Origin of the sequence: Chryseobacterium phosphatilyticum (assembly GCF_002899825.2) — a bacterium.
GTDB classification, from domain to species: Bacteria; Bacteroidota; Bacteroidia; order Flavobacteriales; family Weeksellaceae; genus Chryseobacterium; species Chryseobacterium phosphatilyticum.
In genome coordinates, this window is the sequence record NZ_PPED02000001.1 from 575,921 (window position 1) to 600,116 (window position 24,196).

The 24,196-nt window shown below is 34.9% G+C and carries 22 protein-coding genes; 13 read left to right on the forward strand and 9 right to left on the reverse strand.

Annotated elements, in window-relative coordinates; all coding sequences use genetic code 11:
• Positions 1-21: 21 nt before the first annotated feature.
• The 4 genes from C1631_RS02625 to C1631_RS02640 all read right to left on the reverse strand — a co-directional run bounded on the left by C1631_RS02625 (position 22) and on the right by C1631_RS02640 (position 5,723).
• Positions 22-1,026 (reverse strand): phosphotransferase enzyme family protein, encoded by a 1,005-nt coding sequence (locus C1631_RS02625; RefSeq protein WP_103249535.1) that lies wholly within the window; start codon positions 1,024-1,026, stop codon positions 22-24.
• A gap of 39 nt (positions 1,027-1,065) precedes the next feature.
• On the reverse strand, positions 1,066-2,097 hold the full coding sequence (locus C1631_RS02630; protein ID WP_109710264.1) for a threonine aldolase family protein: 1,032 nt from the start codon (positions 2,095-2,097) through the stop codon (positions 1,066-1,068).
• Positions 2,098-2,191: 94 nt separating this feature from the next.
• The gene (locus tag C1631_RS02635; RefSeq protein WP_109710266.1) at positions 2,192-2,626 is read right to left on the reverse strand and encodes a hypothetical protein; all 435 of its coding nucleotides are present in this window, start codon (positions 2,624-2,626) and stop codon (positions 2,192-2,194) included.
• Positions 2,627-2,711: 85 nt separating this feature from the next.
• The gene (locus C1631_RS02640) at positions 2,712-5,723 is read right to left on the reverse strand and encodes a zinc-dependent metalloprotease (protein ID WP_109710268.1); all 3,012 of its coding nucleotides are present in this window, start codon (positions 5,721-5,723) and stop codon (positions 2,712-2,714) included.
• Between the two features lie 233 nt (positions 5,724-5,956).
• On the opposite strand from C1631_RS02640, the gene C1631_RS02645 reads away from it, so the two are divergent.
• Positions 5,957-6,610 (forward strand): metal-dependent transcriptional regulator, encoded by a 654-nt coding sequence (locus C1631_RS02645; RefSeq protein WP_109710269.1) that lies wholly within the window; start codon positions 5,957-5,959, stop codon positions 6,608-6,610.
• Positions 6,611-6,665: 55 nt separating this feature from the next.
• Here C1631_RS02645 and C1631_RS02650 read toward each other — a convergent pair whose 3' ends face one another.
• Together C1631_RS02650 and C1631_RS02655 are read right to left on the reverse strand one after the other, a co-directional pair.
• Positions 6,666-7,010: a chorismate mutase gene (locus C1631_RS02650; RefSeq protein ID WP_165828224.1), complete on the reverse strand. Its 345-nt coding sequence runs from the start codon at positions 7,008-7,010 to the stop codon at positions 6,666-6,668.
• 246 nt (positions 7,011-7,256) lie between these two features.
• Entirely contained in the window at positions 7,257-9,686 is a 2,430-nt protein-coding gene (locus C1631_RS02655; RefSeq protein WP_228440974.1) for a TonB-dependent receptor, read from the reverse strand.
• 284 nt (positions 9,687-9,970) lie between these two features.
• On the opposite strand from C1631_RS02655, the gene blaIND reads away from it, so the two are divergent.
• A complete protein-coding gene (blaIND, locus tag C1631_RS02660; RefSeq protein WP_109710273.1) occupies positions 9,971-10,690 on the forward strand; it encodes an IND family subclass B1 metallo-beta-lactamase in 720 nt (239 codons plus the stop codon).
• A 70-nt stretch (positions 10,691-10,760) separates the two neighbouring features.
• On the opposite strand, the gene C1631_RS02665 is transcribed toward blaIND, so the two are convergent.
• From C1631_RS02665 to C1631_RS02675, 3 genes are read right to left on the reverse strand one after another with little or no spacing between them, the layout of a single operon-like run.
• On the reverse strand, positions 10,761-11,900 hold the full coding sequence (locus tag C1631_RS02665) for a hypothetical protein (protein WP_109710274.1): 1,140 nt from the start codon (positions 11,898-11,900) through the stop codon (positions 10,761-10,763).
• Between the two features lie 26 nt (positions 11,901-11,926).
• Complete coding sequence (locus C1631_RS02670) at positions 11,927-12,829, reverse strand: TssN family type VI secretion system protein (RefSeq protein WP_109710276.1); 903 nt, start codon at positions 12,827-12,829, stop codon at positions 11,927-11,929.
• Between the two features lie 54 nt (positions 12,830-12,883).
• Positions 12,884-13,801 (reverse strand): type VI secretion system baseplate subunit TssG, encoded by a 918-nt coding sequence (locus tag C1631_RS02675; RefSeq protein WP_228440977.1) that lies wholly within the window; start codon positions 13,799-13,801, stop codon positions 12,884-12,886.
• A gap of 487 nt (positions 13,802-14,288) precedes the next feature.
• On the opposite strand from C1631_RS02675, the gene C1631_RS02680 reads away from it, so the two are divergent.
• The 11 genes from C1631_RS02680 (at position 14,289) to C1631_RS02730 (ending at position 24,160) form a co-directional block, all read left to right on the forward strand.
• Positions 14,289-15,080 (forward strand): S1/P1 nuclease, encoded by a 792-nt coding sequence (locus tag C1631_RS02680; RefSeq protein ID WP_109710278.1) that lies wholly within the window; start codon positions 14,289-14,291, stop codon positions 15,078-15,080.
• A gap of 209 nt (positions 15,081-15,289) precedes the next feature.
• Entirely contained in the window at positions 15,290-16,156 is an 867-nt protein-coding gene (locus C1631_RS02685; protein ID WP_002979276.1) for a sigma-70 family RNA polymerase sigma factor, read from the forward strand.
• Positions 16,157-16,345: 189 nt separating this feature from the next.
• On the forward strand, positions 16,346-16,939 hold the full coding sequence (locus C1631_RS02690; protein ID WP_109710280.1) for a hypothetical protein: 594 nt from the start codon (positions 16,346-16,348) through the stop codon (positions 16,937-16,939).
• 8 nt (positions 16,940-16,947) lie between these two features.
• Positions 16,948-17,448: a GNAT family N-acetyltransferase gene (locus C1631_RS02695; protein ID WP_109710282.1), complete on the forward strand. Its 501-nt coding sequence runs from the start codon at positions 16,948-16,950 to the stop codon at positions 17,446-17,448.
• A gap of 24 nt (positions 17,449-17,472) precedes the next feature.
• A complete protein-coding gene (locus tag C1631_RS02700; RefSeq protein WP_109710284.1) occupies positions 17,473-18,591 on the forward strand; it encodes an FAD-dependent monooxygenase in 1,119 nt (372 codons plus the stop codon).
• A gap of 78 nt (positions 18,592-18,669) precedes the next feature.
• Positions 18,670-19,125, forward strand: coding sequence for a PPC domain-containing DNA-binding protein (locus C1631_RS02705; RefSeq protein WP_103249607.1), 456 nt, complete (start codon positions 18,670-18,672; stop codon positions 19,123-19,125).
• Positions 19,126-19,236: 111 nt separating this feature from the next.
• Positions 19,237-19,398 carry a DUF3817 domain-containing protein gene (locus tag C1631_RS02710; protein WP_262510195.1) on the forward strand — a complete coding sequence of 54 codons (162 nt, stop codon included), beginning with the start codon at positions 19,237-19,239 and terminating at the stop codon, positions 19,396-19,398.
• Positions 19,399-19,648: 250 nt separating this feature from the next.
• Entirely contained in the window at positions 19,649-21,088 is a 1,440-nt protein-coding gene (locus C1631_RS02715; RefSeq protein WP_109710286.1) for an AAA family ATPase, read from the forward strand.
• 4 nt (positions 21,089-21,092) lie between these two features.
• Complete coding sequence (locus tag C1631_RS02720) at positions 21,093-22,055, forward strand: hypothetical protein (protein WP_123966574.1); 963 nt, start codon at positions 21,093-21,095, stop codon at positions 22,053-22,055.
• A 358-nt stretch (positions 22,056-22,413) separates the two neighbouring features.
• Entirely contained in the window at positions 22,414-22,998 is a 585-nt protein-coding gene (locus C1631_RS02725) for a Crp/Fnr family transcriptional regulator (RefSeq protein WP_109710288.1), read from the forward strand.
• A gap of 85 nt (positions 22,999-23,083) precedes the next feature.
• Positions 23,084-24,160 (forward strand): SDR family oxidoreductase, encoded by a 1,077-nt coding sequence (locus tag C1631_RS02730; protein WP_103249114.1) that lies wholly within the window; start codon positions 23,084-23,086, stop codon positions 24,158-24,160.
• The last annotated feature ends 36 nt before the right edge of the window (positions 24,161-24,196 follow it).

Genomic DNA, 24,196 nt, shown 5'->3' on the forward strand with positions numbered 1-24,196 from the left:
AAGAATAGCTGTTTTTTTATTTTATAATTGATCTTCTTTCAGCCAATAATTCTCTGCCACATCTTTTAAAATGCCAACATATGATTTTAAATATGCGGGCTGGCTAAACGCATAGAACTGATCATGCGTAGTGTGAAAGTTCATATAGAAAAGCCAGAATCCAAAAGTAAGATAAGGTACCATTTCAAGTTCCAGATCGCTGATCATACGATGTTCTTTATAGCCTTGTAAAAAAATATGATAAGCTTCCATAGCTTCATCATAAGATATTTTTTTACTCAATACATCCAAAACAAGATGTTGCCAAAAGGTCATGATATCATTGACCAACCATCCATATCCCATGAAATCAAAATCGAAGAATGTCACTGAATCACCATCAAAATGAAAATTCTTAGGCAAAAAATCAAAATGGCAATATCCTGTTGAAAAAGCTTCTGTATCTATTTTCGAAAATTTATTTTTTATTTGATTAACCTTACTCTCCAACCAGATATAATCCTCCTGATTTTCTGTAAAAACAGTTTTCAGTCTTTCTAACGGCTGATACAACATAGTATCTAAATCAAAATTCCATCTTGCGCCACTCTTTTGAAATAAGGCTGATACATTATGAAACCTTGCCATTTCATTTCCTAAAGCACAAAGCTGGCTTTTACTCATTTGCCGCACAACCTTTCCCGGTGCAAAAGAAAATAAAACGGCATGTCTATCTCCTTCTATGGCATTAATTTTAAGAATATATGCTCCCTGTACGTCCGCAATCGGATAAGAAACAGATACTTGTGCTTCTTTCAAGGCCAACAGCAGATTGATCTCTTCCTCTATTACTGATAAAGTCCTGTGGGTAGGGCGATATACCCGAAAGATAAACCGTTCATGTTGTGAATTAACAAAATAGGTATCACCTACTCCCCTAACCAAAAACTTACATTCTACATTTTCAAGCTCATATTGATCTGTAATGAGTGATGACAACACAACTGGGCAAAGTGTGGAATATATTGCAGGAAAAGCAGGCTCCATATGGTTTTATGATGTTAATAATTTAATATCGATGATGAACTACAATTCTTTTTCAAAAATTTCAATAAATCGATCGACGGCATCGTCACCTGTATTCCACGAAGTGATAAGACGGATGGCTGAAGATTCTTCATCTACCTTTTTCCAGACAAAGAATTCAAAATGTTCAGATAAAACGGCAATGACCTTATTATTTAAAATAGGAAAAATCTGATTGGTATACGTATCCGAAAGAAATTCTACCCCTTTGTTCTGCATCGCTCTTTTGATTTTCATCGCCTGTTGGTTGGCATGTTTGGCGAGATCGAAATACAAATCATCTTTCATCAGTTCCATAAACTGAATGCCCAAAAGTCTTCCTTTTGCCAATAACGCCCCTTTTTGCTTGATGTTAAATGCAAAATCTTCCTGTAGAAAAGAATTATTAATCACAATAGCCTCCCCAATCAAAGCTCCGTTTTTCGTGCCTCCTAAATAAAAAATATCAGTCAGCTCAGCCACTTTTTCAAGGCTCAGATCACTTATCTCAGAAGTAAGCCCGTGCCCGAGTCTTGCTCCATCCATAAACAGATACAGATTATTCTTTTTGCAGAAGTCAGAAAGTTCTTCCAGTTCTTTTGCCTGATAAATCGTTCCAAGTTCTGTAGAATTGGAAATGTATACAAGTTTAGGCATTACCTGATGCGGAACATTTTTATGATTTTCCAATACCGGAATAATATCGGAAGGAGTTAGTTTTCCATCCTCCTTTTCAATACTCAGTACTTTGTGTCCCGTTGCTTCAATAGCTCCTGTTTCGTTATTCAGAATATGCCCTACAGATGCAGAAATCACACATTGATAAGGTTTTAAAACAGAAGAAATCACAATAAGATTAGCTTGCGTCCCACCAGAAACCAAATACACATCTGAGTCTGCTTTTTTTATTTTCTCCTTAATTAGTTCTTTAGCTTGTAATGAGTACTTATCTTCTCCATAGCCAGCCTGCTGCTCAAGATTACTTTGTAAAAGGGACTGTAAAATATTTGGATGACATCCCTCTGAGTAATCGTTTTTAAATGAAAATTTCATAGAGTAAAAATAAAAAAATAGAAGAATATTAACCCTATAGAAAAGAGTTAAAAATATCAGAAAAATAAGTATGTAGAAATGGTTGTGAGATATTTTATTTCAGGACATCATTGGGCTGCCCTACCTGATAATTACCAGCAGGCTTTGAATACAATTTATACCTCTTCCTGCAATTTTCTTTTAGTGGTTCAATAAAATATGCTGTTCCGTTTTCCAGATAAGATCCTGTCAATTTCCCCGAAGCAATCGTCAATGTCATCAATTTTGTACCATCTTCAGATTTTCCTTTGAAGCTGAATATTTTTGCTTTTCTTAATGCTTCACTCGTTTTATCAAGCATGATATATTTTGTCTGTCTTCCCTCAATATCATATAACGGAAAAATAATTTCTTTGGGAGAAGCCTCATCTAACTTATTTTCCTGTATGAATTTTTTAGGATTAAAAGAAAACACAAATTGTCGGGACTGCCCTTGTAAAGCAGTACAGAATGTACTAAAACATAAAAAAAGCAACAATGTATTTCTCATCTTTTGAATATTTTAAAACAGGTCACCCTTAAGCACAAAAAAGGGCTATATAAATATAACCCTTTTTTAAATTACTTGTCTTTAATTATTTTTTAATCACCTTGGATTGACTGATTATTGCTTTGTTGTTCAACAATTTCAATACATACACTCCTGTTTTAAATTTAGAGAAATTAATCTCTGAATTATTCAGAACATTCGCTTCCATCAATCTTCCGGATGCATCGTATATTTCGTAGTGGGTAATCTTCTCATCACTATAGACATACAGATAATCTTTTACCGGATTTGGTACAAGTCCGATTGGCTTTTTAGCAATATCCCCTGTTGCCAGTGCTGAAGTGATATTTAAAGTAATAGCATTTTTGCTCAGCTGGTGACATGTTTTACTTTGAATAAGATTGGCAATTGATTTATTGATCAGATCAGTAGCTGATCCCGTGTAAGAAATACCCTGTACGGTATAAGTCCCTACCGGTAAAGTAGTAAAGTCTGCCGTTGCACTTTGAGCAACAATCATGTTGGTCGTTGTATTAATGGCGACATAGGTATAATTTAATCCCACAGGATTATCAATAATATTAAAGAAGCTTCCCGGTCCGTCATTGCTTACCGTTACACTAGCGCCTATTGGTGTACCACCCAGATTTTTTGCAGTCATAAAATATTCTACTCCTTTTTCAAGGTTTGCAGTGAATGATCTGTAATAGCTCAAGCTCGTTCCTGTACCGCTATATACCCCATTTGAGGTTATAAAATTGGCAACATTTACCTGATTTCCTTTATAAATGGTCATAATTACGGCATCCGGTGAAGGATAACTTAAGGTATAACTTCCTGTTTCTGTTACTTTAAATTTATAAGGAATTAAACTCGTGCTGGCCAGAATCTGGTAAGGCGCTGTACTTGTCTGATTATAGATGTATAAAGGATTCGGGCTCATATTTGCAGCCGCAAAAGTTAATATTTTAGAACTATAAGAATCAGAAGAAGAAGTCTGCGGTTGCAGATTCAGATTCGCCTGGGCACTTCCCTGAATAGCCGTTATTACTTTGGCATTTTCTACCATTACGGAAGGGAAAGCATTACAGGTTGAGTTGATGGTAAAATTGGTATTGGATACATCAAAGAACTCTGCATAATCATTAATAACTGCCGTTACTTTAATTCTGGCTTTATCCGTATAGGGAAGAAACGGAATCAGTACATTGGCAGAGCCATTATTAGGGACATCAGTAGCAAGGGTGTATGGGAAAGTATCTCCACCATCTGTAGAAAGAAGAATGTTTACCGTACTTTTTAAGGTATTGGTATTATTTACATCCCATGTCACATTCATATTGCTGTCATTATTTACTGTAACAGTTGAATTAGGGTACGTCACTGTCAGAGGTCCCTGATCCGTTACCGTTACTACCACCTGGTCAGAATCTGTTCCGCCAGAAACAGCACTGTTATCTCTTACTGTGAATCTCATTTTCATAGTTCTGGCAACCAGCGGCAGTGCTTCAGCAGCATTTGTAGGAGGTGTATTCTGATTATTCAGTACAAACCTCATTTTAGGAAAATATCTTTCCGTTGTTGTTGTACTTTGCTCCGATCTGAATAAAGGTGCTGTTGTACTGTTTACAGCAGAATAACCGCCCGTCCCGTTGATTGTACTTCCAAAAGCTCCTTTATCATTAGCCGAAGCCACATCTACCTGATCCCAGGTATAAGAAAGATTGGTATCTTCAGCATCAGTAGCTATTCCTTTCAATTTAAAAGGAGTATTCTTAGGAATGCTGATTGTCGTATTCCCTGCGTTGGCAACAGGAGGTGTATTGGCTACAGCAACCGCATTGAAACATGTTGATGATACACTTAAGGTATTAAGAATCTGGTCAATACTTTTTGCATGGAAATAGTTTAATCCGTTATTTCCCGAATTGGTCTGATCATTTGGTGTTGTACAGTTATTTCCATACGCCATAATCGTAGATCCCGCTCCCGGCTCCACTGCAGAATCACCATTCCATCCCACGGTACAGAAAGTAGGACTTCCCGCAGAACCTCCAACGGCATTATAGGTATGCCATGCTGCAAATTGATGTCCCATTTCATGAACAATCAGATTGGCTGTTAAAGATTTAGGCATCGAAACAGTCCACTGGCTCCATGCTCTTGCTTTAAAAGCTGAATTACAGGGTTGCGGTCCCGCCTGTCCCTGAGCACTTCCTCCGGCACCCGGCATGATATTAAAGGTATGTCCAATGTCATAATCCGCATAAGGAAGTGTACCGTTGGTGTTCATAATATCAAATCCTGCCTGTGAGTTGGCTGCAGAAGCAAAAGAGGCATTAATAGTAAATGGATCTGTAGCACCATCTGTAAACAACAGCGTTTTATTTACTGTTTTATCAATCAGCGTAAAAGAAATGGATAATTCAGATTCATAAATCTGATTGATAAGGTTCATCATGGCTACCAATTCAGCCAAAGCAGCATCCTGATTACCAAATGCAGTAGTAAACTCTCCCGTTGTTGCCACTGCCATCCTGAATGTTTTCATCTGACCTCCGTACGGAAACCCTGATACAGATTTCTGGACATTCAGCCCTTTAGCAATAATATCTAAACTTTTTTTAAATTCAGCTTCATCAGTTCCACACTGGAAGTTTTCCCCAAACATTTCTGAGGAATTATAAATCCTGTATTCGCCTTCTTTGGTTTTATAGGGTTCGATGATAAAATAACCTTTTGCAGATTTGATCATGGCTGTTATTTTATCTCCTGCCAGGGTTAGTTTTATTCTTGATTGTTTATCTTTTGAATAGCCGTCAAAAGTAACAATGTCCTTTAGCCTTTTACTTACAAGATTATTTTCTGATAAAACAAACTCCTGCTGGCTGCCGTCAATAAGTGTCAAAACAATAGTTTGGTTGGCTATTTTTGCTGAATTCTTTTTCTTGCCTTCTACATTTTTTCTGAAATTTTCAACATTCAGTTTAAAAGTAGTCCCTGGAAGATGGGTGGCACGCAGATCATTAGTGTTGGATATCTGTGCATTGATAAAAAAAGAAGCACAGACCGAAAGGAGGGTAATTTTCAATTTCATTGTTGATGGTTTTTAGTTCTAAAGATAAATAATAAATTAATACAAAATTGGCAAAATATTGTATAATTTATTGAAAATCAAAATAGAAACTACATTAATGTAAGCAAAAACTCTATTTATCGCATTATCTCCCCTTGCCCTACCAATAAACAGGTTAAAATATACTTCATGGTACTACATTAACGGATTTTAATTTTATTTTGTTAGATTTGTATTGAAAATCATCTAACATTTTGAAAACAACCCTAACAGAAGAGAATTACCTGAAAGCTTTGTTTCATTTAGTTGACAATGAAGGAAAGGTTACGATTAATGAACTCAGCAAATTTTTAAATGTAAAAATGCCGAGCGTTAATAATATGATGAAGAAATTTGCCGAAAAAAAGTGGGTCATATATGAGACGTACAAGCCATTGATTGTCACTGAAAGCGGTAAACGTGAAGCTGCCCTGGTCGTTCGTAAGCACAGACTCACTGAAATGTTTCTGGTGAAGAAAATGAATTTTGGCTGGGAAAACGTTCATGAGATTGCCGAACAACTGGAACACGTTCATTCGCAAATTTTCTTTGACAAAATGGACGAAATTCTGGATTACCCTAAATTTGATCCCCATGGTGAACCTATTCCTGATAAAGATGGAAACATTATCGCTCAGGATCTTCAGAAACTAAGCAGCTGCGAGGTAGGCGAAACCGTAATTTTTGCTTCAGTTACCCTATCTGATGACGCCTTTTTAAGTTATCTGAACGATAGAATGCTACTCCTTAATACAAAAGTAAAAATCCTCAAAATAGAAAGTTTCGACAAATCTATGACGATCGAAATTGGCAACAATAAAGAAATTTTGAGTAAAAAGGCCGCAGAAAAGATATTGGTCAAAAAATAAAAAATACCGATGGTTTGTATTGTCAGATCATCGGCATTTTTTTAATTACTTATCGTTATTTTTTCTGTAAATCCTGTTGTTGCTTTACTGATTCTTCGTAAAATACCTGATACATTTTTAGAATCATATCGGGATTTACATTGGATTCTATTGCTTTCTTTCTCAGATTATTTTTTACTTCGTTCCACCTTCCCGGTTGAGTAACCTCTATTTTATTCTCCTTCTTAATTTGGCCGATCGTCATTGCCGCATTCATTCTTTGGCTTAAAAGAGAGACAACTTGTTGATCAATCTGATCAATTTTTGCTCTTTCCGACTCAATTTTCATTATGGGAGTGGCAGTCTTACAACTTTGCAGGAAAATCGCTGAGATACTCAAAATAAATATGTTAAACTTCATGTTCCGGACTGGAATTTTCATAATATTTTTTTTAATATTCAAAACAAACATACTGAAAAACAGGCTTAACACCCAGATTACCAGCAATAAAAAAAGCAATATTTCCTGTATTTTGACTTTTTGTAGTTAATTTTTCTTTTATTATCAATCAAATACTTTTACATTAAGTTAAACAATGATTTTAAGTTAAAATAAATCTTTGAGCATAGTTGCTAAGCCCAAAATATCTTTTTAATAGTATATAATTTAAAAAGGCACTACTAATTTTATCGCTACATTTCTACCCATATTATAGATATTTCCTAAATATTTTAATCGGCTGAGATGTGACTGATAGGCACGATCAAACAAATTATTGACCTGTAATTGCAAAACGGCAGAATGATTTTCAGAATAATGCAGATCAAGTGATGCCCCGATATTAAACAATGTATAATCCCTTGTTGCCGTTTCCGTATCATTGAGCCCAAGATACCTGTTCTGTGCAGCAGAAAATTCTATTTCTGCTGTAGGAGTGACAGATGAAATAAATTTTGAAGGTAAAGATATTCTCTGAGACAAATTTCCTGATAATTTTAATGGAGAAATGAGTGGAAGATATTCTCCTTGAGTTCCTTTGTTTTCAAATACTTTATCACGATTAAATCCATAAATAACAGATAAGCTGGTCTCAAAATTAAACCCTTTCCATTTCTCGGGATGTAAAGATAGCCATGCCTCCATCCCGTAAAGCTGAGCGGAAGCCTGCTGATATTGATAGGTTTTATTACCTTGTGAATCTACTAAGGGATTCCCTTGTGCATCAATGAGTAATGAAAGATAAATATAATTCTGAATATTGTTATTAAACCAACTTACGTCTGCTGAAAAATCTTTGAAGCGGGTACTGATTCCCAAATCTTCCTGCAATGAAAACTCCGGGCTGAAATCTCTGTTTCCTTTATAAACAATATGAGCTCCCGGATCCAGCCCGTTGGAACCTATCTCTGTAATGTTCGGTGCTCTGTAGCTTCTTCCGATATTCGCCTTCAGACTGATTTGTTTTGTCAATTGAAAAGTAGATCCGATACTGGCAGAAAAACCTTTAAACGTTTTATTGTAAGATGCAAATCCAAGCCTTGTATCCGCGGATGGCTGACCCGCTTGTTCTTCAAAGCCTGTCACAGGATTTGTCTGTATATAAAAATTATCCCATCGGATATTCCGGATATCATAACGAACACCACCACTGATATTGAACCTGTTATATTTCCATTTGGCATAAGTATAAATTCCCCCTTCATTTAAATGATAATCCGGAATGGGGAAATCTGTAGCCGATTTATTTGTATTGTTCTGAACCATCCCGTTAACTCCGGCAGAAATTTCAAAAGAAGAAAGCTTAGGAAAGTTATAACGAACTCCATAATTCAGCGTATTAAGCCGGACATACATCCCCGGCTGAGAAGGAACAGTCGGGTGATTATATTCTCTGCGGATATTCTGTTGTAAAGCCAGCTGAACATCAAGATCTCCGTTCCCGATCTGTTGATTGTGCTGTGCATATAATCTGTAATGCTGAATTCTCTGATGCAATGGAGAAAGAGTATATGAGTTGAGCATTCTTTCCGAAACAACGGGTCTTTTTCCAATAACATCATCATCACCCTCTCCTATCTGGTACGTAAATTTTCCGGAATCAGGATCACGACTCCCATCCGGAATTCCCTGGAGATTATCATATAAAGTAAAATTGATTTTTGAAAGGCTTGTATGGGTTTTACGACCAAGAAGAACCGAAAAATTCTTTTCTTCAAAATTAGTATTGTAGACTCGTCCATCTATAGGATTCTTATAATTTTTGGCCATTCTGTAAGAAGCATTCAGGGAGGCAATAAAAGAATTCTTCTTAAACCCCAACTGCATTCCATTTCCGATCAGATCATTATTTCCCTGATATTCACTCGTTATTTTTCCGTGTACAGCCCCATCATTCTGAGAAGGCAAATAAGGAAAAAGACTGACAACTCCTGCCACTGCATCAGAGCCAAACATCAAACTGGCCGGTCCCTTTATCACTTCTGCACGCTCCACAATATAAGGGGCAACTTCAATTCCATGTTCATCTCCCCATTGCTGCCCTTCCTGTCGTATACCATCGTAGAGAGTCAACACACGATTATACCCCAAACCTCTTATAAAAGGTTTGGAAATATTAGGCCCAGTTTCTACCACGCTCAATCCCGGTGCCGATTTCACCAGAGAACTTATGATATTTGTGGCTACATTCCTCTCTATCTGTCTCGAAGAAATACTCAGAATCGCAACTGGGTTTTCTTTTATTAAGGTCTCTTTTGAAACACCTGTTATGGCAATTTCATCAATCTTATTACTGTCACGGTTGAGTAAAATAGTAGGAACTCCCTTATTTTTGTTACTTATCCTAATTTCCTGCTCAAATTCCTGGTATCCTTTAGCAGTAACGATGAGCCTGTACGTTCCGGAAGCCACATTTTTAATGGTATAGTAACCATTTTTATCAATCATTGTTTTCATCGGTGTATCTTTCAACATAACTTCTGTAGTGGTATAGCCACCATTCTCGAAGACTACCTTCCCGGTTATTTCAGCATTCTGAGCATTGATCATTAAAATAATAAAAGTAAAAAATGCGGCTAGCATCAATCTGACATTCATATACATAAAGTTTTTCTTATTAAAACACACAGAAAACATGATTATTAACAGAAGCAAAAGTAATAAAAAAATCATTAACGCAACATTGTTGCATTATTTTTTATTTAAAAATAATCCTCTTTAAGGAAGATTGTTTGAAAACAAAATACTAGCGTTAAAAAACGGTTAAATACCCTTAAAAAAAACAGCATGTATTTTATTTTAATTAGGTTTGCAAATCTATCTGCAAGACATTTTGTCTCTCTAGAAAGCAGCAAATTTTTAACTATCCTCTTAAAAAAATTATGAAAAAAAGTATTCAGCTTTTGATGATGTCGATGTTTCTAAGCCCATTGATGAATGCCCAGGTAAAAGACTTTGTCATTGAGCCACCCATTAGCTCTAATCTCCATATTTATAAAAGTTTCGGAGTGTTTGGAGGTAAAGAATATTCGGCCAATGCCGTATATCTGACTACCAAAAAAGGAGTTGTTTTATTTGATGTTCCCTGGCAAAAGGAACAATACCAGACTTTGATAGATACGATACAAAAACGTCATCATCTTCCTGTAATTGCCGTATTTGCAACCCACTCACACGATGACAGAGCCGGAGATTTAAGTTTTTACAACAATAAAGGAATTAAAACTTATGCTACTGCCAGAACCAATGAGTTACTGAAAAAAGACGGAAAAACAACTTCCACTGAAGTGATAAAAACCGGAAAACCTTATAAAATAGGGGGTGAGGAATTTATTGTTGACTTTTTGGGAGAAGGACATACGGTGGACAATGTAGTCGTTTGGTTTCCAAAATATAAAGTATTGGACGGTGGATGTCTTGTAAAGAGCAGAACAGCAACAGACTTAGGGTTCACTGGAGAAGCCAATGTAAAGCAATGGCCACAGACTATGGAAAAACTGAAAACCAAATACTCTCAAGCTACCCTGATTATCCCGGGACATGATGAATGGAAAGGAGGCGGACACGTGGAACGCACAGTAGAACTCTTAAACAAAAAATAAAGTAAAATAATATTTTCAACCATAAAAAATCCCGGACTTACGCCCGGGATTATTATTTGAATAGGTTTTCTTAGTCTAAAACACTCCAACCTCTCTTAGGGTTGGTGTTGTTGGAAACCTCTTGTTCGTTGACAATAATATTTTCTTTTCTCTGACCAATATAATCCAGTTCACTCAGTTTAGAGAAAATAGTTTCTAAACTTCTCAGCATTTGCTGGATATACAATAATGGTTCTCCGCAATTGTGGTGATCATAGTTCGTTTCTGCTACGATAGAAAGTTGGTTCAATAAAGTGTGAGGGGCGATTTCACTCCACTCTAAACTATAATTCAGCATTTCTTCCAATTCGGCAGGAACAAGAAGTTGCGTTGAATTGTATAAATGCAGAGCCAGTCTTGCAAAAGACTCAATCAGAAATACCGGCGGTTGCCAAGGGGTAATATTTCTGAACTGGAAATACATATCTCCAAAATTATTCACCATGGTACTGCATAAAAACTTAACGTTTTGTGCCAATGCTGTATTCTGATTTTTATGAGAGGCTTTTTGAATAATCTTAAAAGCATACTGCTGCAAATTACCAATAGACTTTGCATAGCTGTTATAATACTCAATCAAAGCCGGATGACTTTGAACCGAAGTACACGGTGGAATGAAGTTTGAGTCTACCTGTGCAATATTCGCTCTTAAATCTACCTTCCCGATGATCAGATAATTTCCTCCGGAATAGCTGCTGTTTAAAGACGTTACAGGGAGTAATTCGATATGATGATTAGGTTGTGCATTGGGATGGCGAGGTGGAATTTCTTCCGGGTCGATATCACCAAAAGGCACTTTGTCAAAAGGGTTAACAGAAATCAGGATATAATATTCTCCGTCTGCCTGCTCTTCATTCATTGATTTCGCCAACGATTTCACACTGATTCTTCTATCGATCAGTTCAATACGGTACCCGGCCATAGTCACGGCACTGCACCTTTTGATCACCAACTGTACATCATTGGTTGCCGTATTATGAACGTCAAAAATAGTACGGTCTGTATATTCATTAGAAATAGGCAAAAGACCGTAATTATATGTAGTAATCCCAAGTGAATTGGAATCTCTGATGGTGTCAATTAAGAAATTATCCTGATCATTAAGGTGTCTTTGGGAAACTTTCATTCCATCTACCCAGTTGATCGCAAAATGTTTAATAGGCTGTATCATGTTTAATACTTTTTAGTTTTTTGTGTTTATGCTTTTCTTACTACTCCTTCCTCTTCATGCTGTATTACTCTCTTGCAAATCACCACTTCATTTTCTGAAATATTGTTGGTAGAAATGTCCTGATCGAAATCAATATACTTTCTGAAGCTGAAAAATGATTTTTTAGTGTAGAAAATCCAATAATAAGGTTCTCTTTCCTCATCAGAAAGGTGAATAACAGAACCCGGATTTTTATGGTTGTAATCATCTACCACTCTATAAAACCAATCTCCAAAAGTGACTCCTGTCGGAAGTGTTTTTGCTTTAATTCTGAATCGGTTTGAATCTTCTAATTTTTTACTAAGTTCAACATTCAGTACCATTAATCTGTCAAAATCTGCTCCTTCAAAATCCGGAAGCTTCTGCTCTGGAGAATATCTCCATGTTTTGTAAATATCAAAAGGAATACTGATAAATTGAATATAACAGTAATAAAATACCATTGGAACAACAAAAATCAGCATACTTGTCGCTGCCATTACAGCATATCCTGTTCCGCGGCTCATCCAGTTGAAAAGAAGGGTAAACAAATATCCTCCCAATGCAATGCATGTCAATGAAAGTATAGATTCAAACAAGATGCTCATGGCTAGAGAATCAATATGTTTTTTGAAATATTTATGCAATAAATTAACATGAATAATCCCGAAAATAAGGTAAACAATCTGTGCAATAAGATACCAGTAAGGATTAAAAAGATTTCCGGCAAACCCAAAAACTCCGGGAATGGCCAGACATAAGCTGCATAGAAGTATGTATACAATAATTACTTTAATTTTTATCGCAGGTTTATTTCTTCTGATTATACCCAGTATAACCATCATTATAATTGCGATTAAAGGCATTAAAATATACCTTAAAAAAATACCTTTTACTGAAGAAATTTCCATTTGTTTCTTTTCGAATTTATACTTGGTTGGTAGTTGTAAATATAATAAAATAATTTAGAGGAATGTAGAGTATCCAAGGCGACTGGCATTTCTTTCATCATCCTCAAGACTGAAAGAATATTCCATCTTTTCTGTAACGAAATTCTCTTCTACATCAACAGTTACCGGAAGAAAATAGTCATACAATGCCTGAAGGACCTTTCTGAATGGGCTCGCAGGAATATATTTCTGCATATCCTCATAGGGAATAGGCCCAATATTGATCACCCAATTTCGCTGCCCATCCATATGTCTTCCACTCGGAATATAAGTAACCCCTAATCGTGAATTTCCCAGAAGCATAGAATCATCATTTTTCTCTATCCCATCAATGACATTAGGAGAGAAGGTGACTTCAACAGGTACCTGCAGGAAAGCTGTCATGCATCTTTCAAACCATTTTTTACTTCCTCTGATCTGGTGGAAAAATGGTAAAATATGCATAAAGATATAGGCATTTTGCCTATCGAGCATTTTGATCATAGGCCATAACTCACTTACTGTTTCCAATAAAGCATCCGTATTACTCGTAATATCAAATTCCGACTCTTTCAGTAAAGAACTGATCTCTGTAAAAAAAACTTCCAACTCAAAAGGACGGAAGAATTTCCTTGCATCCTCTTCTACTCTTTTTTGTTTCCGGATTTCTCTTACAACAGTATCTACATTTTTTCTGGACGCCCCAAGGGATGGCGGATGAAAAAGCCCTTCAGGAAGATAATCATAAATGCCCTCTCTGTAACTTTCTATCGTGAATACTTCCTCGTCAAAACCTAAATAGCTGCTGGAAATACTTTTAATATCTTTCAGATAGGCACGATCATTTACACCGACCCGTTCAATAAAAATATTACTTACCGCCCGATGGTATTTCAAAAGGTTAACTGCTACAGCCTCAGCCTTAAAGTCTGTCTGCAGCTTATTGTAATTCATGTCTACAATATTATTCTCATGCATAGTGTTTCCTGTGATTATGACTTGTAAAGATAATATATCTCATAAGTATGAAAAAGTATTTTCTCAATAATTTTATTCTAAAAATACTAATTTATTGATATTGGTAAGAAAAATATTCGGCAAATTCCGTAAAAATACGGGGAAAAAGCAATGAATTCAAAGTTTAAAATTTAAAGTTTAAACTTCAGAATCAAGCATTTAAATTTCTCTCACCCTTATTTGAAATGGAAGATTTGAAGTTGAGATAACTTTTTGTTTAAAATCATATCTTCTCTGCGGTATTTCCAATTATCCCCTTTGATATCCCAAACTTATCTATTACAATGCACAAACGTAATACAATTTTATTAATCCCTGAAGATTAAATTTTATTAACATAATATTATAAGAATAAATCCGGAATGCGTAATGCTCATTCCGAAAGCGGGCCGTATCTTTGCAGACTGAAAATTGTTATTTAAAAATGAAAAGTATTTATTCTAAAATTCTGATTTTAGCATTTATCGCCTCTTCACTTTATTCTTATGCGTGGGGATTAACGGGACACAGAGTTATTGCAGAAATCGCTGAAAACCACCTTTCCGGAAAGGCAAGAAGAGAAATAAGAAAAATCATGGGAAAAGAACGCCTGGCCTACTGGGCAAACTGGCCGGATTTTATCAAATCTGATACAACAGGAGTTTGGAAACAGGCCTCTTCATGGCATTATGTAAACATTGATCCACAGACTGATTTTAAAAATTTCGGACAAAACCTGAAAATGCAGGCAGGACCAAGCCTTTATACACAGGTAAACACATTATCAAGCCAGATCAAGGACAAAAATACCTCTGAAAAAGACAGAAAAATTGCTTTGATATTCCTTATTCATATTATGGGAGATCTTGCACAGCCTTTACACGTAGGAAGAGCTGATGATTTAGGAGGGAATAAAATCAATGTTACTTATTTCGGAGATAAAACCAACCTTCACTCTGTTTGGGACGGAAAACTGGTAGATTCTCAGAAATACAGCTATACTGAATATTCAAAACTTTTGGACATTAAATCTAAAGAAGAAGTAAAGCAGATTCAGTCCGGAACATTGGAAGACTGGTTGTATGATTCTCACAAAATTGCCAACAAGATCTATGCACAGACTCCCGATGGTTCAAAACTATCATATGACTATCAATACAAGTTCAATGAAACTCTTGAAAGACAGCTTCTGTATGGAGGACTAAGACTGGCAAAAGTTTTAAACGAACTTTTTTAAGTAAAAGTTATTTTTACCAAAAATATAAAACGGGACTTCGGTCTCGTTTTTTTGCTTACAACTGGGAGATTTATTTCTAAATTTTCTCATTATCTTAATGCCTTCTGTTCATCTCACCCTATTATTTAATAAAAAAATAAAACTTGTGTAACCTTTTTATGTTCCCATACGTATAATAGATAGTAACTCTTTTTTGAGGATAAAAATAAATGAGACAATTAAAGATCACTAAGCAGGTTACCAATAGGGAAACTGCTTCATTAGACAAGTATTTGCAGGAAATTGGTAAAGTAGAACTTATTACTGCGGACGAGGAAGTAGAATTGGCACAAAGAATACGTGCTGGCGACAGAGCCGCATTGGAGAAATTAATCAAAGCCAACCTTCGTTTCGTAGTTTCCGTATCTAAACAATACCAGAATCAAGGCCTTTCTTTACCCGATTTGATTAATGAAGGTAACTTAGGTTTGATGAAAGCGGCAAAAAGGTATGATGAAACTAGAGGTTTCAAATTTATCTCTTACGCAGTATGGTGGATCCGTCAATCAATTTTACAGGCACTAGCTGAACAATCAAGAATTGTAAGACTTCCGCTGAACAAAATTGGTTCCATCAATAAAATCAATAAAGCATACGCTCACCTTGAACAGGAAAATGAAAGACCACCTTCTCCGGAAGAGTTGGCTGAAGTTCTTGACATGAGCGAGGAGGATATTAAAGAATCTATGAAAAACTCCGGAAGACATTTGTCTATGGATGCACCATTAGTAGAAGGTGAAGATTCTAACCTTTATGATGTATTGCGTTCAGGAGAATCACCAAGTCCTGATAAAGATCTGATGCTTGAATCTCTACAAATTGAGATTGAAAGAGCATTAAATACTTTAACTCCAAGAGAGGCTGATTTGGTAAGATTATACTTCGGACTGAACGGGAAACACCCAATGACTTTAGAAGAAATTGGTGAAACTTTCGATCTTACAAGAGAGAGAGTGCGTCAGATCAAAGAAAAAGCGATCAAGAGATTGAAACACAATACCAGAAGTAAGATTTTGAAATCTTATTTAGGTAAATAATTTTAGCGAAACAAAATTGTATAGGCGGAGTCTGTTTTCAGGCTCCGTTTTTTTTGTAACAATACCCGAAGTATATCTAACTAATTAAAATCATATCCCACATCAAAGCTGAAAAGAATTTAAATGCTTAATTTTAGTCATTGATGCGGAATGATTTTTATAAAATACACCAACTAACAAAAGCTATCTATGAAAAAAATACTCTTCGCTTCTGCCCTGGCCTTATCTTTACTTTCCTGCAAAGAAAATAAACCTGAGAACACCTTAGCTGATAATGCTGTTGATAATGCAGAATCTTCGGTTTCGGAATCATTTAAAAGCTACCGTAAAAATGATACAACAGTAGACAACATCTATTTTGAATTGATTAAAAATGATAAAAAATTGATGGAGCTTAATGCTAAAATAGTGAGAACCTTTGAGGAAACCGGAAAAGCTTTAGCCCAATATAAAAGCATTTTGAATACCTCTGCATCATTTTACCAGGATGCAGGTTATCAGGCAAAAAACATTAAAGATACTCTGATAAAGCAACAAATTGAAAAAGAAATTCAGGCCAGCTCTGATCAGTATGATCTTAAAATGAAGAATATCACAGATCGTATCGCCGTGATCACCAAAAACAACGAAACTCTTACTAATTTGTATGTCGCTTTCAAAATCAGAAAAACACTTCCTGAAATTGAAAAGTATCAAAATGCCCATCCTTTAAAAACAGATAGTCTGGATAGCTTTATCAACAGACAAAATAAACTTCTGGAAGAACTAAAAAATATAAAATAATACCTCTCATGAATTATACTACGAAATGGCTTACTGATAAGACACGTGTGGAAGAACTCGTAGATTTTTTTATCACCCACAAGACAGACTCTTATATTTCTCACAGTGAAATCATGTACGGCAGAGCGATAGATTCCCAACACTGGAATCCGGATCTGAAAGCTGTATTTACAGCACAGCTGATGAACGATTATGACTATGACGGAACTTCAAAATTGAATATTCTCATTGCAGAAAACGAAAACGGAGAAATAGCAGGAATGCTTGTTTTCAATATCATCAACAGTCCTTTTAAAAAATATGCCGTTTTAGAAGATATGCTTTTGAATCAATCTTTAAGAGGGCAATCTCTTGGAAGTAAATTGTTGGAGGAGGTCATTCAGGAATCTAAAAACTGGAACATTAGTTTTATTATGCTGGAAAGTGGAGTCAACAATCATGGGGCACATCATTTTTTTGAAAAATATGGTTTTCAGAAAGTATCTGAAAGCTATATGTTAACATTATAGAAATGCACCTTTAATATTTTACGGATGAATGCCATTTCAATAATCGGAGCCGGAATTGGTGGATTAACTCTTGCTAATGTTCTGAAGCAACACCAGTATGATTTTACCATTTACGAATCTGCTCCCGAAATAAAACCTGTAGGAGCAGGAATTATGATGGCCGTTAATGCCATGCAGGTTTTTGACCGCTTAGGCTTAAAAGAGAAAATTGAAAATGCAGGAAATAAGATTCACAGAATTACCATAGCCAACGAATCATTACGTACCATTTCGAAAACAGAAATTCTGGATCTCGAAGCACAATACAAGTCTTGTAATGTAGCCATTCACCGGGCAGAACTTCAAAAAATTCTTGCGGAGAACCTGGGCCCAGAGAATATTTTACTCAACCATTCCTTACAGAAAATTGAAAGAAAAGAACATTATATTTTAGATTTTGAAAACAGGATACCAATAGAAAGTAAAATTGTATTCGGAGCAGATGGGATAAAGTCAAGGGTCAGAAATCAGATTCTGAAAACCGGCACCATCAGAAATGCAAAACAAAAATGCTGGCGTGGATTAGTTGACTTTGATCTGCCGGAAAAATACCATCACGAGGCTTTTGAAATGTGGGGAAAAGGCAAACGTTTTGGTTTTGTCAGGATTTCGGACAAAAAAGTATACTGGTATGCATGTATCAACGAGAAAAGTTTCAGCCGTTATGCTATGATTGCCGATATTTTCAACGATTTTGATGACCTGGTTTTAGAAATCATTAAGTCTACAGCTAATGAAAACATTATCTGTAACAATATTTCTGACCTCTCTCCTATTCCGAAATGGTATGCTGATAACCTATGTCTGATTGGAGATGCTGCTCACGCCACAACACCCAATATGGGGCAAGGTGCCTGTCAGGCTATTGAAGATGCTTACATTATTGGCAGGCTGCTTGAAAAAAATAATGATTTCAATCTTGTATTTGAGGAATTTCAAAATATACGAAGAAAAAAAGTCGATTATATTGTAAGCACCAGCCGTACTATTGGAAAAATTTCCCAGTGGGAAAGAGGAAATGCGCTTCGCAATTTCCTCATGGGCTTAGTTCCGGAAAGTACCCATCAAAAAATGGCTCATAAAATTATACAACTGGAGATGTAATCTTCGCATGATCTCAACATTCCATTCATTTTTATTCACTGACATTTCCCGAAATAAAATGTAAATCAAATCATTATTATGGAAATACAAAACCTTAAAGGAAATAATTGGTTAGCAAGAAAAGTCAATTCTGTTTATATTGTAAGCATTAACAATCATTCAAATGTTGTTGAAGCTTTAACAGATTTTATCCAGAATCAGCGTATCTATGCCGGAGAAGTTACAGGGATAGGAGCAGTAAGTGAAGCTACACTTCGGTTCTTTAATCCTATAAAAAAAAATTATGTAGACAAGACCTTCAATGAACAGATGGAAATTAGTAATATCTCCGGAAATGTCTCTGAAATTGCAGGTAAGCAAACACTTCACTTACATATTACCCTTGGAAGAGAAGATTACACCGCTCTGGCAGGCCATCTTCTGGAAGCAAAAATCAGTGGTGCTGGTGAATTTATTTTCTATCCGCTGGATACAAGGATGGTAAAAACAAAGAATGAAGATATCGGTATTAATTTCTATGATTTTGAAAAGTAAAAATTTTACAACACTTTATTCAGATTTTCTCTGAATTGTTTTCAACATACAAAAAGTTATTCTTTTGTAGTTCAACTTTTTTATGAAAAAATCGGAAGATTAAGAGTCGTTGTGATTCTTGAAGGAGTTTCTTTACTCACTTTAGTATTTATAGCAACTCCTTTAAAATATGGATTTAACAATCCCGTTTTTGTAAAAATGATTAGTCCAATTCACGGTTCGTTATTCCTGCTTTTTTTATTTAATACTTTAAGAACAAAACTGGAAACTTAAAGAAATAATGTGAAACAATCTATTGATTCTTTGTGGAACTATTTTAACTATTTATACAGTGTACGAAATTTATATATCAAACGTTTGATGAAGAACTAGATCAATTACTAAAAGTATGGAACCAATATTCATGATTTAAGAAGTGGAAGACAAAAGAATAATCTCAAGATTTTTTTAAAAAATAAGTCTTACCATTTACTTTATAATCTGTTATTAAGTTATTATCTTTGAAGAAATATAGAATTACTATATGAAAGTAAAGAATTTAAAACTTACTAATTTTAGATGTTTTAACAATTTTGAAATTAGCTTTTCGGAAAAATATAATATACATACAATCATAGCAGAAAACATGGTGGGTAAATCAGCTTTAATGCATGCATTAAAACTAATTGCAAACACATATACTTCTGGGTTACAAACTGAAAAGCAAATATCAGCTAAAGATCATAGAATAATTGGAATTAATCCTATTGCAGATATCTCTGCTGACGTATCAATAGAAACTATTGCTTTAGTTCAGGATAATTATGGGAATTATGTAGAGAGTAATTGGAAAAAATATAAAACTAAACCAAGTGGAGAACGGACGAAAATTGATATTATTAATGGTTTAGATCCAAGAAAACAAAGTAAGAATATATATGAGTTAGCACAAACAGGTTCTGCTATTCTTCCCTTATTTAGTTTTATTGGTACTGAATATATTCATGTTCAGTCATCAGACACTTTCAGCTGGACAATTAATGGGAAAAGTATAGAAGCCTATAAAGATTGCTTTAATGATAAATCAATCCAAAAGTATTTATTTAAATGGCTAGCGAGAATTGACAGTATAGTTATAGAATCCAATTATAAAAAAATAGTTTCAGAAGCTTATGGTAATATTCCTTCAAATGCATTATATATTTTTCAAGAAGCAGTAATTTCTATACTCCCTGATGTAGAGATGATTGAGTGGTCAATTGATGCAAAGCAGCCCATTATCAAATTTAAAAATGGTGAGATAAGATTGTTTGAAATGCTTAGCGATGGGTATAGATATTTAATTCTTTTAGCAGGTGAATTAGCAACACGAGCTTTTATACTTAATAAAAATTCTGGAGTAGACATACTAAAAAAAATTAATGGTATTGTGCTTATTGATGAATTTGGAATACATTTACATCCCTCTCTTCAAAATTCATCATTAATAAGATTAGGAAAGACATTTCCAAATATTCAATTTATTATAAGTACCCACTCACCTCTTACATTAAATGGTCTTAAAAAAGAACAAGTACATATTTTATCCATGGATAATAATGGAAACCGACTTGTATATAATCCTGATGAAGATATTATAGGTTTAGGCGCTGATCAAATAATTACAAAGGTATTTGGATTACCAACAACTTTAGATGAAGAATATCTAAAATGGAGCGAACAATACAAAGAGTTATATAAGAAAAAAGAAAATGAAGAGCTAAATGTTTATGAAATTAAAGAATTTAAAAAGCTTTCAGGTTTATTAGCGGAATATAGATTAGATCCAGAACATGAACTAATAAAGGATAATACAATTGTAGAAATAGTTAAAGAAAAGTTAAAGGCAAGATCATTAAATGTTCTTGAAGAACGTGAAATAAAAGATTTGAATAAAACGGTAGGTGATATTATTGATAACTTGTTTAAGAACGAAAAATTATAATATCATGAATTTTATTCCATATCCTAGAGTAGATAAAAATTTACATCATGATCTTGAATCTTGGCGATCAAACGGCACTAAAGCAGAAGGTAACTGGAGAAGTTTAAAAAAATATTTAGCCGATAATTGTAAAGTAACAAAGAGTCATGCATTGACAAAGTGTTGGTATAGTGAACTTCATCAGGGGGACAATTATGTGCTTGATGTGGAACATTTCAGACCAAAAAATAAGGCAAATCCATTAAAGGAAAAAGATGTAAAGATTATTGAAAAAATTCTGGGCTTTCCTCTACTTCAAGACGAAGCTCAAGGACATAAGTATGACTGGCTTGAATTTGATTATAGAAATTACAGAATAGTGACAGGTTTTACAAACAGAGGTGGCGCAAAACATATTTACTTCCCTGTTTTTAAGGGAACCAGAAGGCTTATTAATAATGAAAAGCCTTGGATAGAAAAAGAGTTTCCTTTATTTTTAGATCCCGTTAATAGACACGATTCTTCCTTATTAATCGTTACACCAGATGGCTGTATATTACCAAAGACGGCTAAACAACAACTAAATCAAAGTGATATTGATGGTTTACCTCATTCATGGAATAATGATGCATTCGATTATACAAGAGCTGTAGTTACTATTAAAATGTACAGATTAGATGAAACAATATTTAATCAAGCTAGAAAAGAATTTTATGATTATATGACTGAAGAGCTTGATATATTAATTATGATGATAAATGAAAATGTAAGCAAAGACTTAATGAAAAAATCTCTTGAAAAAATTTCAAGATCTCTTCTTCCTTCTGCCCAATTTTCACTAGCATCTAGATGTTCACTTATTAATTATACACCTGATTCTAAGTATCATATAGATGTTATTAATATATTTAATAATGCAAGACGTCAAATATTTGATTCTATTGAAAATCTAATAAATAGTTTCCTAATAGATTGGGATAAGCCATAATTAACAAAGCTTACTAAAAAATCTACTAAGTAATGTAAAAAGCAATCAATTATTTCAAATATTTTTTTTCAAAATTATAATTTTTCTAGGTCTGATCCCTAGTTCAAGTTGGAAGAAGTTTTCTACACCTCTATATTTTTATTAATTACTGTAAAAAGATTATAATGAATCTCTGCCCTAACTGGATTTGCTATTTGATTTTATCATTATATTCTTTACATATTTGAAAACAAACAATAAAAAAATGAAACCAATGCCTGAAGTATTCTAAATGTTTTAAATAAAAATAATATACTTTTTTAAAAAGTAAAGCCTTCCTTAAAAGTGAATATTTTAATTTTGACAAAATTTTTGTTGCATGTTTGATGTATTGCTTGCCCATATTCAGGATAAAGTAGAGATAACCGATGATCAAAAGATTCAGGTTCAGGCTTTTTTCACCCCCAAAAAACTTCGCAAAAAGCAATACCTGTTACAGGAAGGTGACCTGTGCAAATGTCTGTCTTTTGTAAGCAAAGGATTATTAAAGTCTTATTTTCTGGATGAAAAAGGAAATGAGCATATTAATATGTTTGCCTTCGAAGGTTGGTGGATCTCTGATTTCAATAGTTTTGTTCATCAGGAAAAATCCGTTTTGAATATAGATGCTGTGGAAGAAACAGAAATATTGATGATCACTTTGGAGGATTATGAAAAAATGATGTTGCAGGTTCCGGTAATGGATCGCTATTTCCGGATTTTGTATCAAAATAGTCTGGTCACAAAAGATCACAGACTTATTGTATCCAACAGCTACACGGCAGAAGAAAAATATTTACAGTTGGCACAGAAAAACCCTGAGATGATCAAAAGGATTCCCCATAATCTTATTGCATCTTATCTTGGACTGGCTCCCGAAACGATCAGCAGGATCCGTAAGAAGATTTCTCTTCATAATACTTGATCCAGATCAATCAAAATGCATGATAGAGATCAAGAGCTAGGACCTGTCATACTCCATAATTTTGTGAAAGAATTTTACAATACTTATGGAAAATACAAAAAAAATTGCATTGGTAGTAGGAGCTACCGGAATTACGGGAAGTAATCTTGCTGAAGAACTGATCAGACAAGGCTGGACAACTTATGGACTCTCCAGAAATCCTAATCATTCAATCTCAGGCCTTCATACCGTGAAAGCAGACCTGTTGGATGAACAAAGTCTGACCACAGCATTGAATGAGATCTCTCCTACTCATGTTTATTTTACCACCTGGATGCGAAATGACACTGAGGAAGAAAACATTCGCATAAACAGCACTCTTGTACGTAATCTGTTAAATGTTTTATCTCCTAAAAAATCAGTTACACATGTTGCATTAGTAACAGGGCTAAAACATTATTTAGGACCTTTTGAAGCCTATGCAAAACAGGGAATATTACCCGAAACTCCTGTCAGAGAAGAGCATCCAAGGCTTCCTCTTCCCAATTTTTATTATGCCCAGGAAGATGAAGTATATGCAGCTTCAGAAAGAGACGGATTTACATGGAGTATTCACAGGCCTCATACTGTGGTAGGCTATGCTGTAGGAAACCTGATGAATATTGCTGCAACTTTAGCGGTATATGCCAGTATTTGTAAAGAAACAGGAAGAAAATTCGTATGGCCCGGATCTGAAGCACAATGGTACGGTATTTCGGATATAACGGATGCTAAAATCCTGGCAGAGCAACTCGTGTGGGCTTCAGATACAGAAGCAGCAAAAAATCAAGCTTTTAACATTACTAACGGAGATGTTTTCCGATGGAAATGGCTATGGAAAAGACTCGCAGATTGGTTTGAAATAGAAGCAGAAGGTTTTAACGGAGTGATAAGACCTCTTGAAAAGGAAATCAAAAATGATCAGGAGATCTGGAAAGCACTCACTAAAAAATACAATCTGAAAGAACACAAGCTTGATCGGTTATCTTCAGCATGGCACACCGATCTCGATCTGGGAAGACCTCTTGAAGTCATGTGCGATATGTCCGGAAGCAGAAAATTAGGATTCTCATCATTCAAAAGTACAGAAGACTCCTTTATAGAGGTATTTGAAAGGCTGAGGTCGGAAAATATAATTCCTTAATTATCGAAAATATGTAAAGAAGAAAGTTGTTTATAC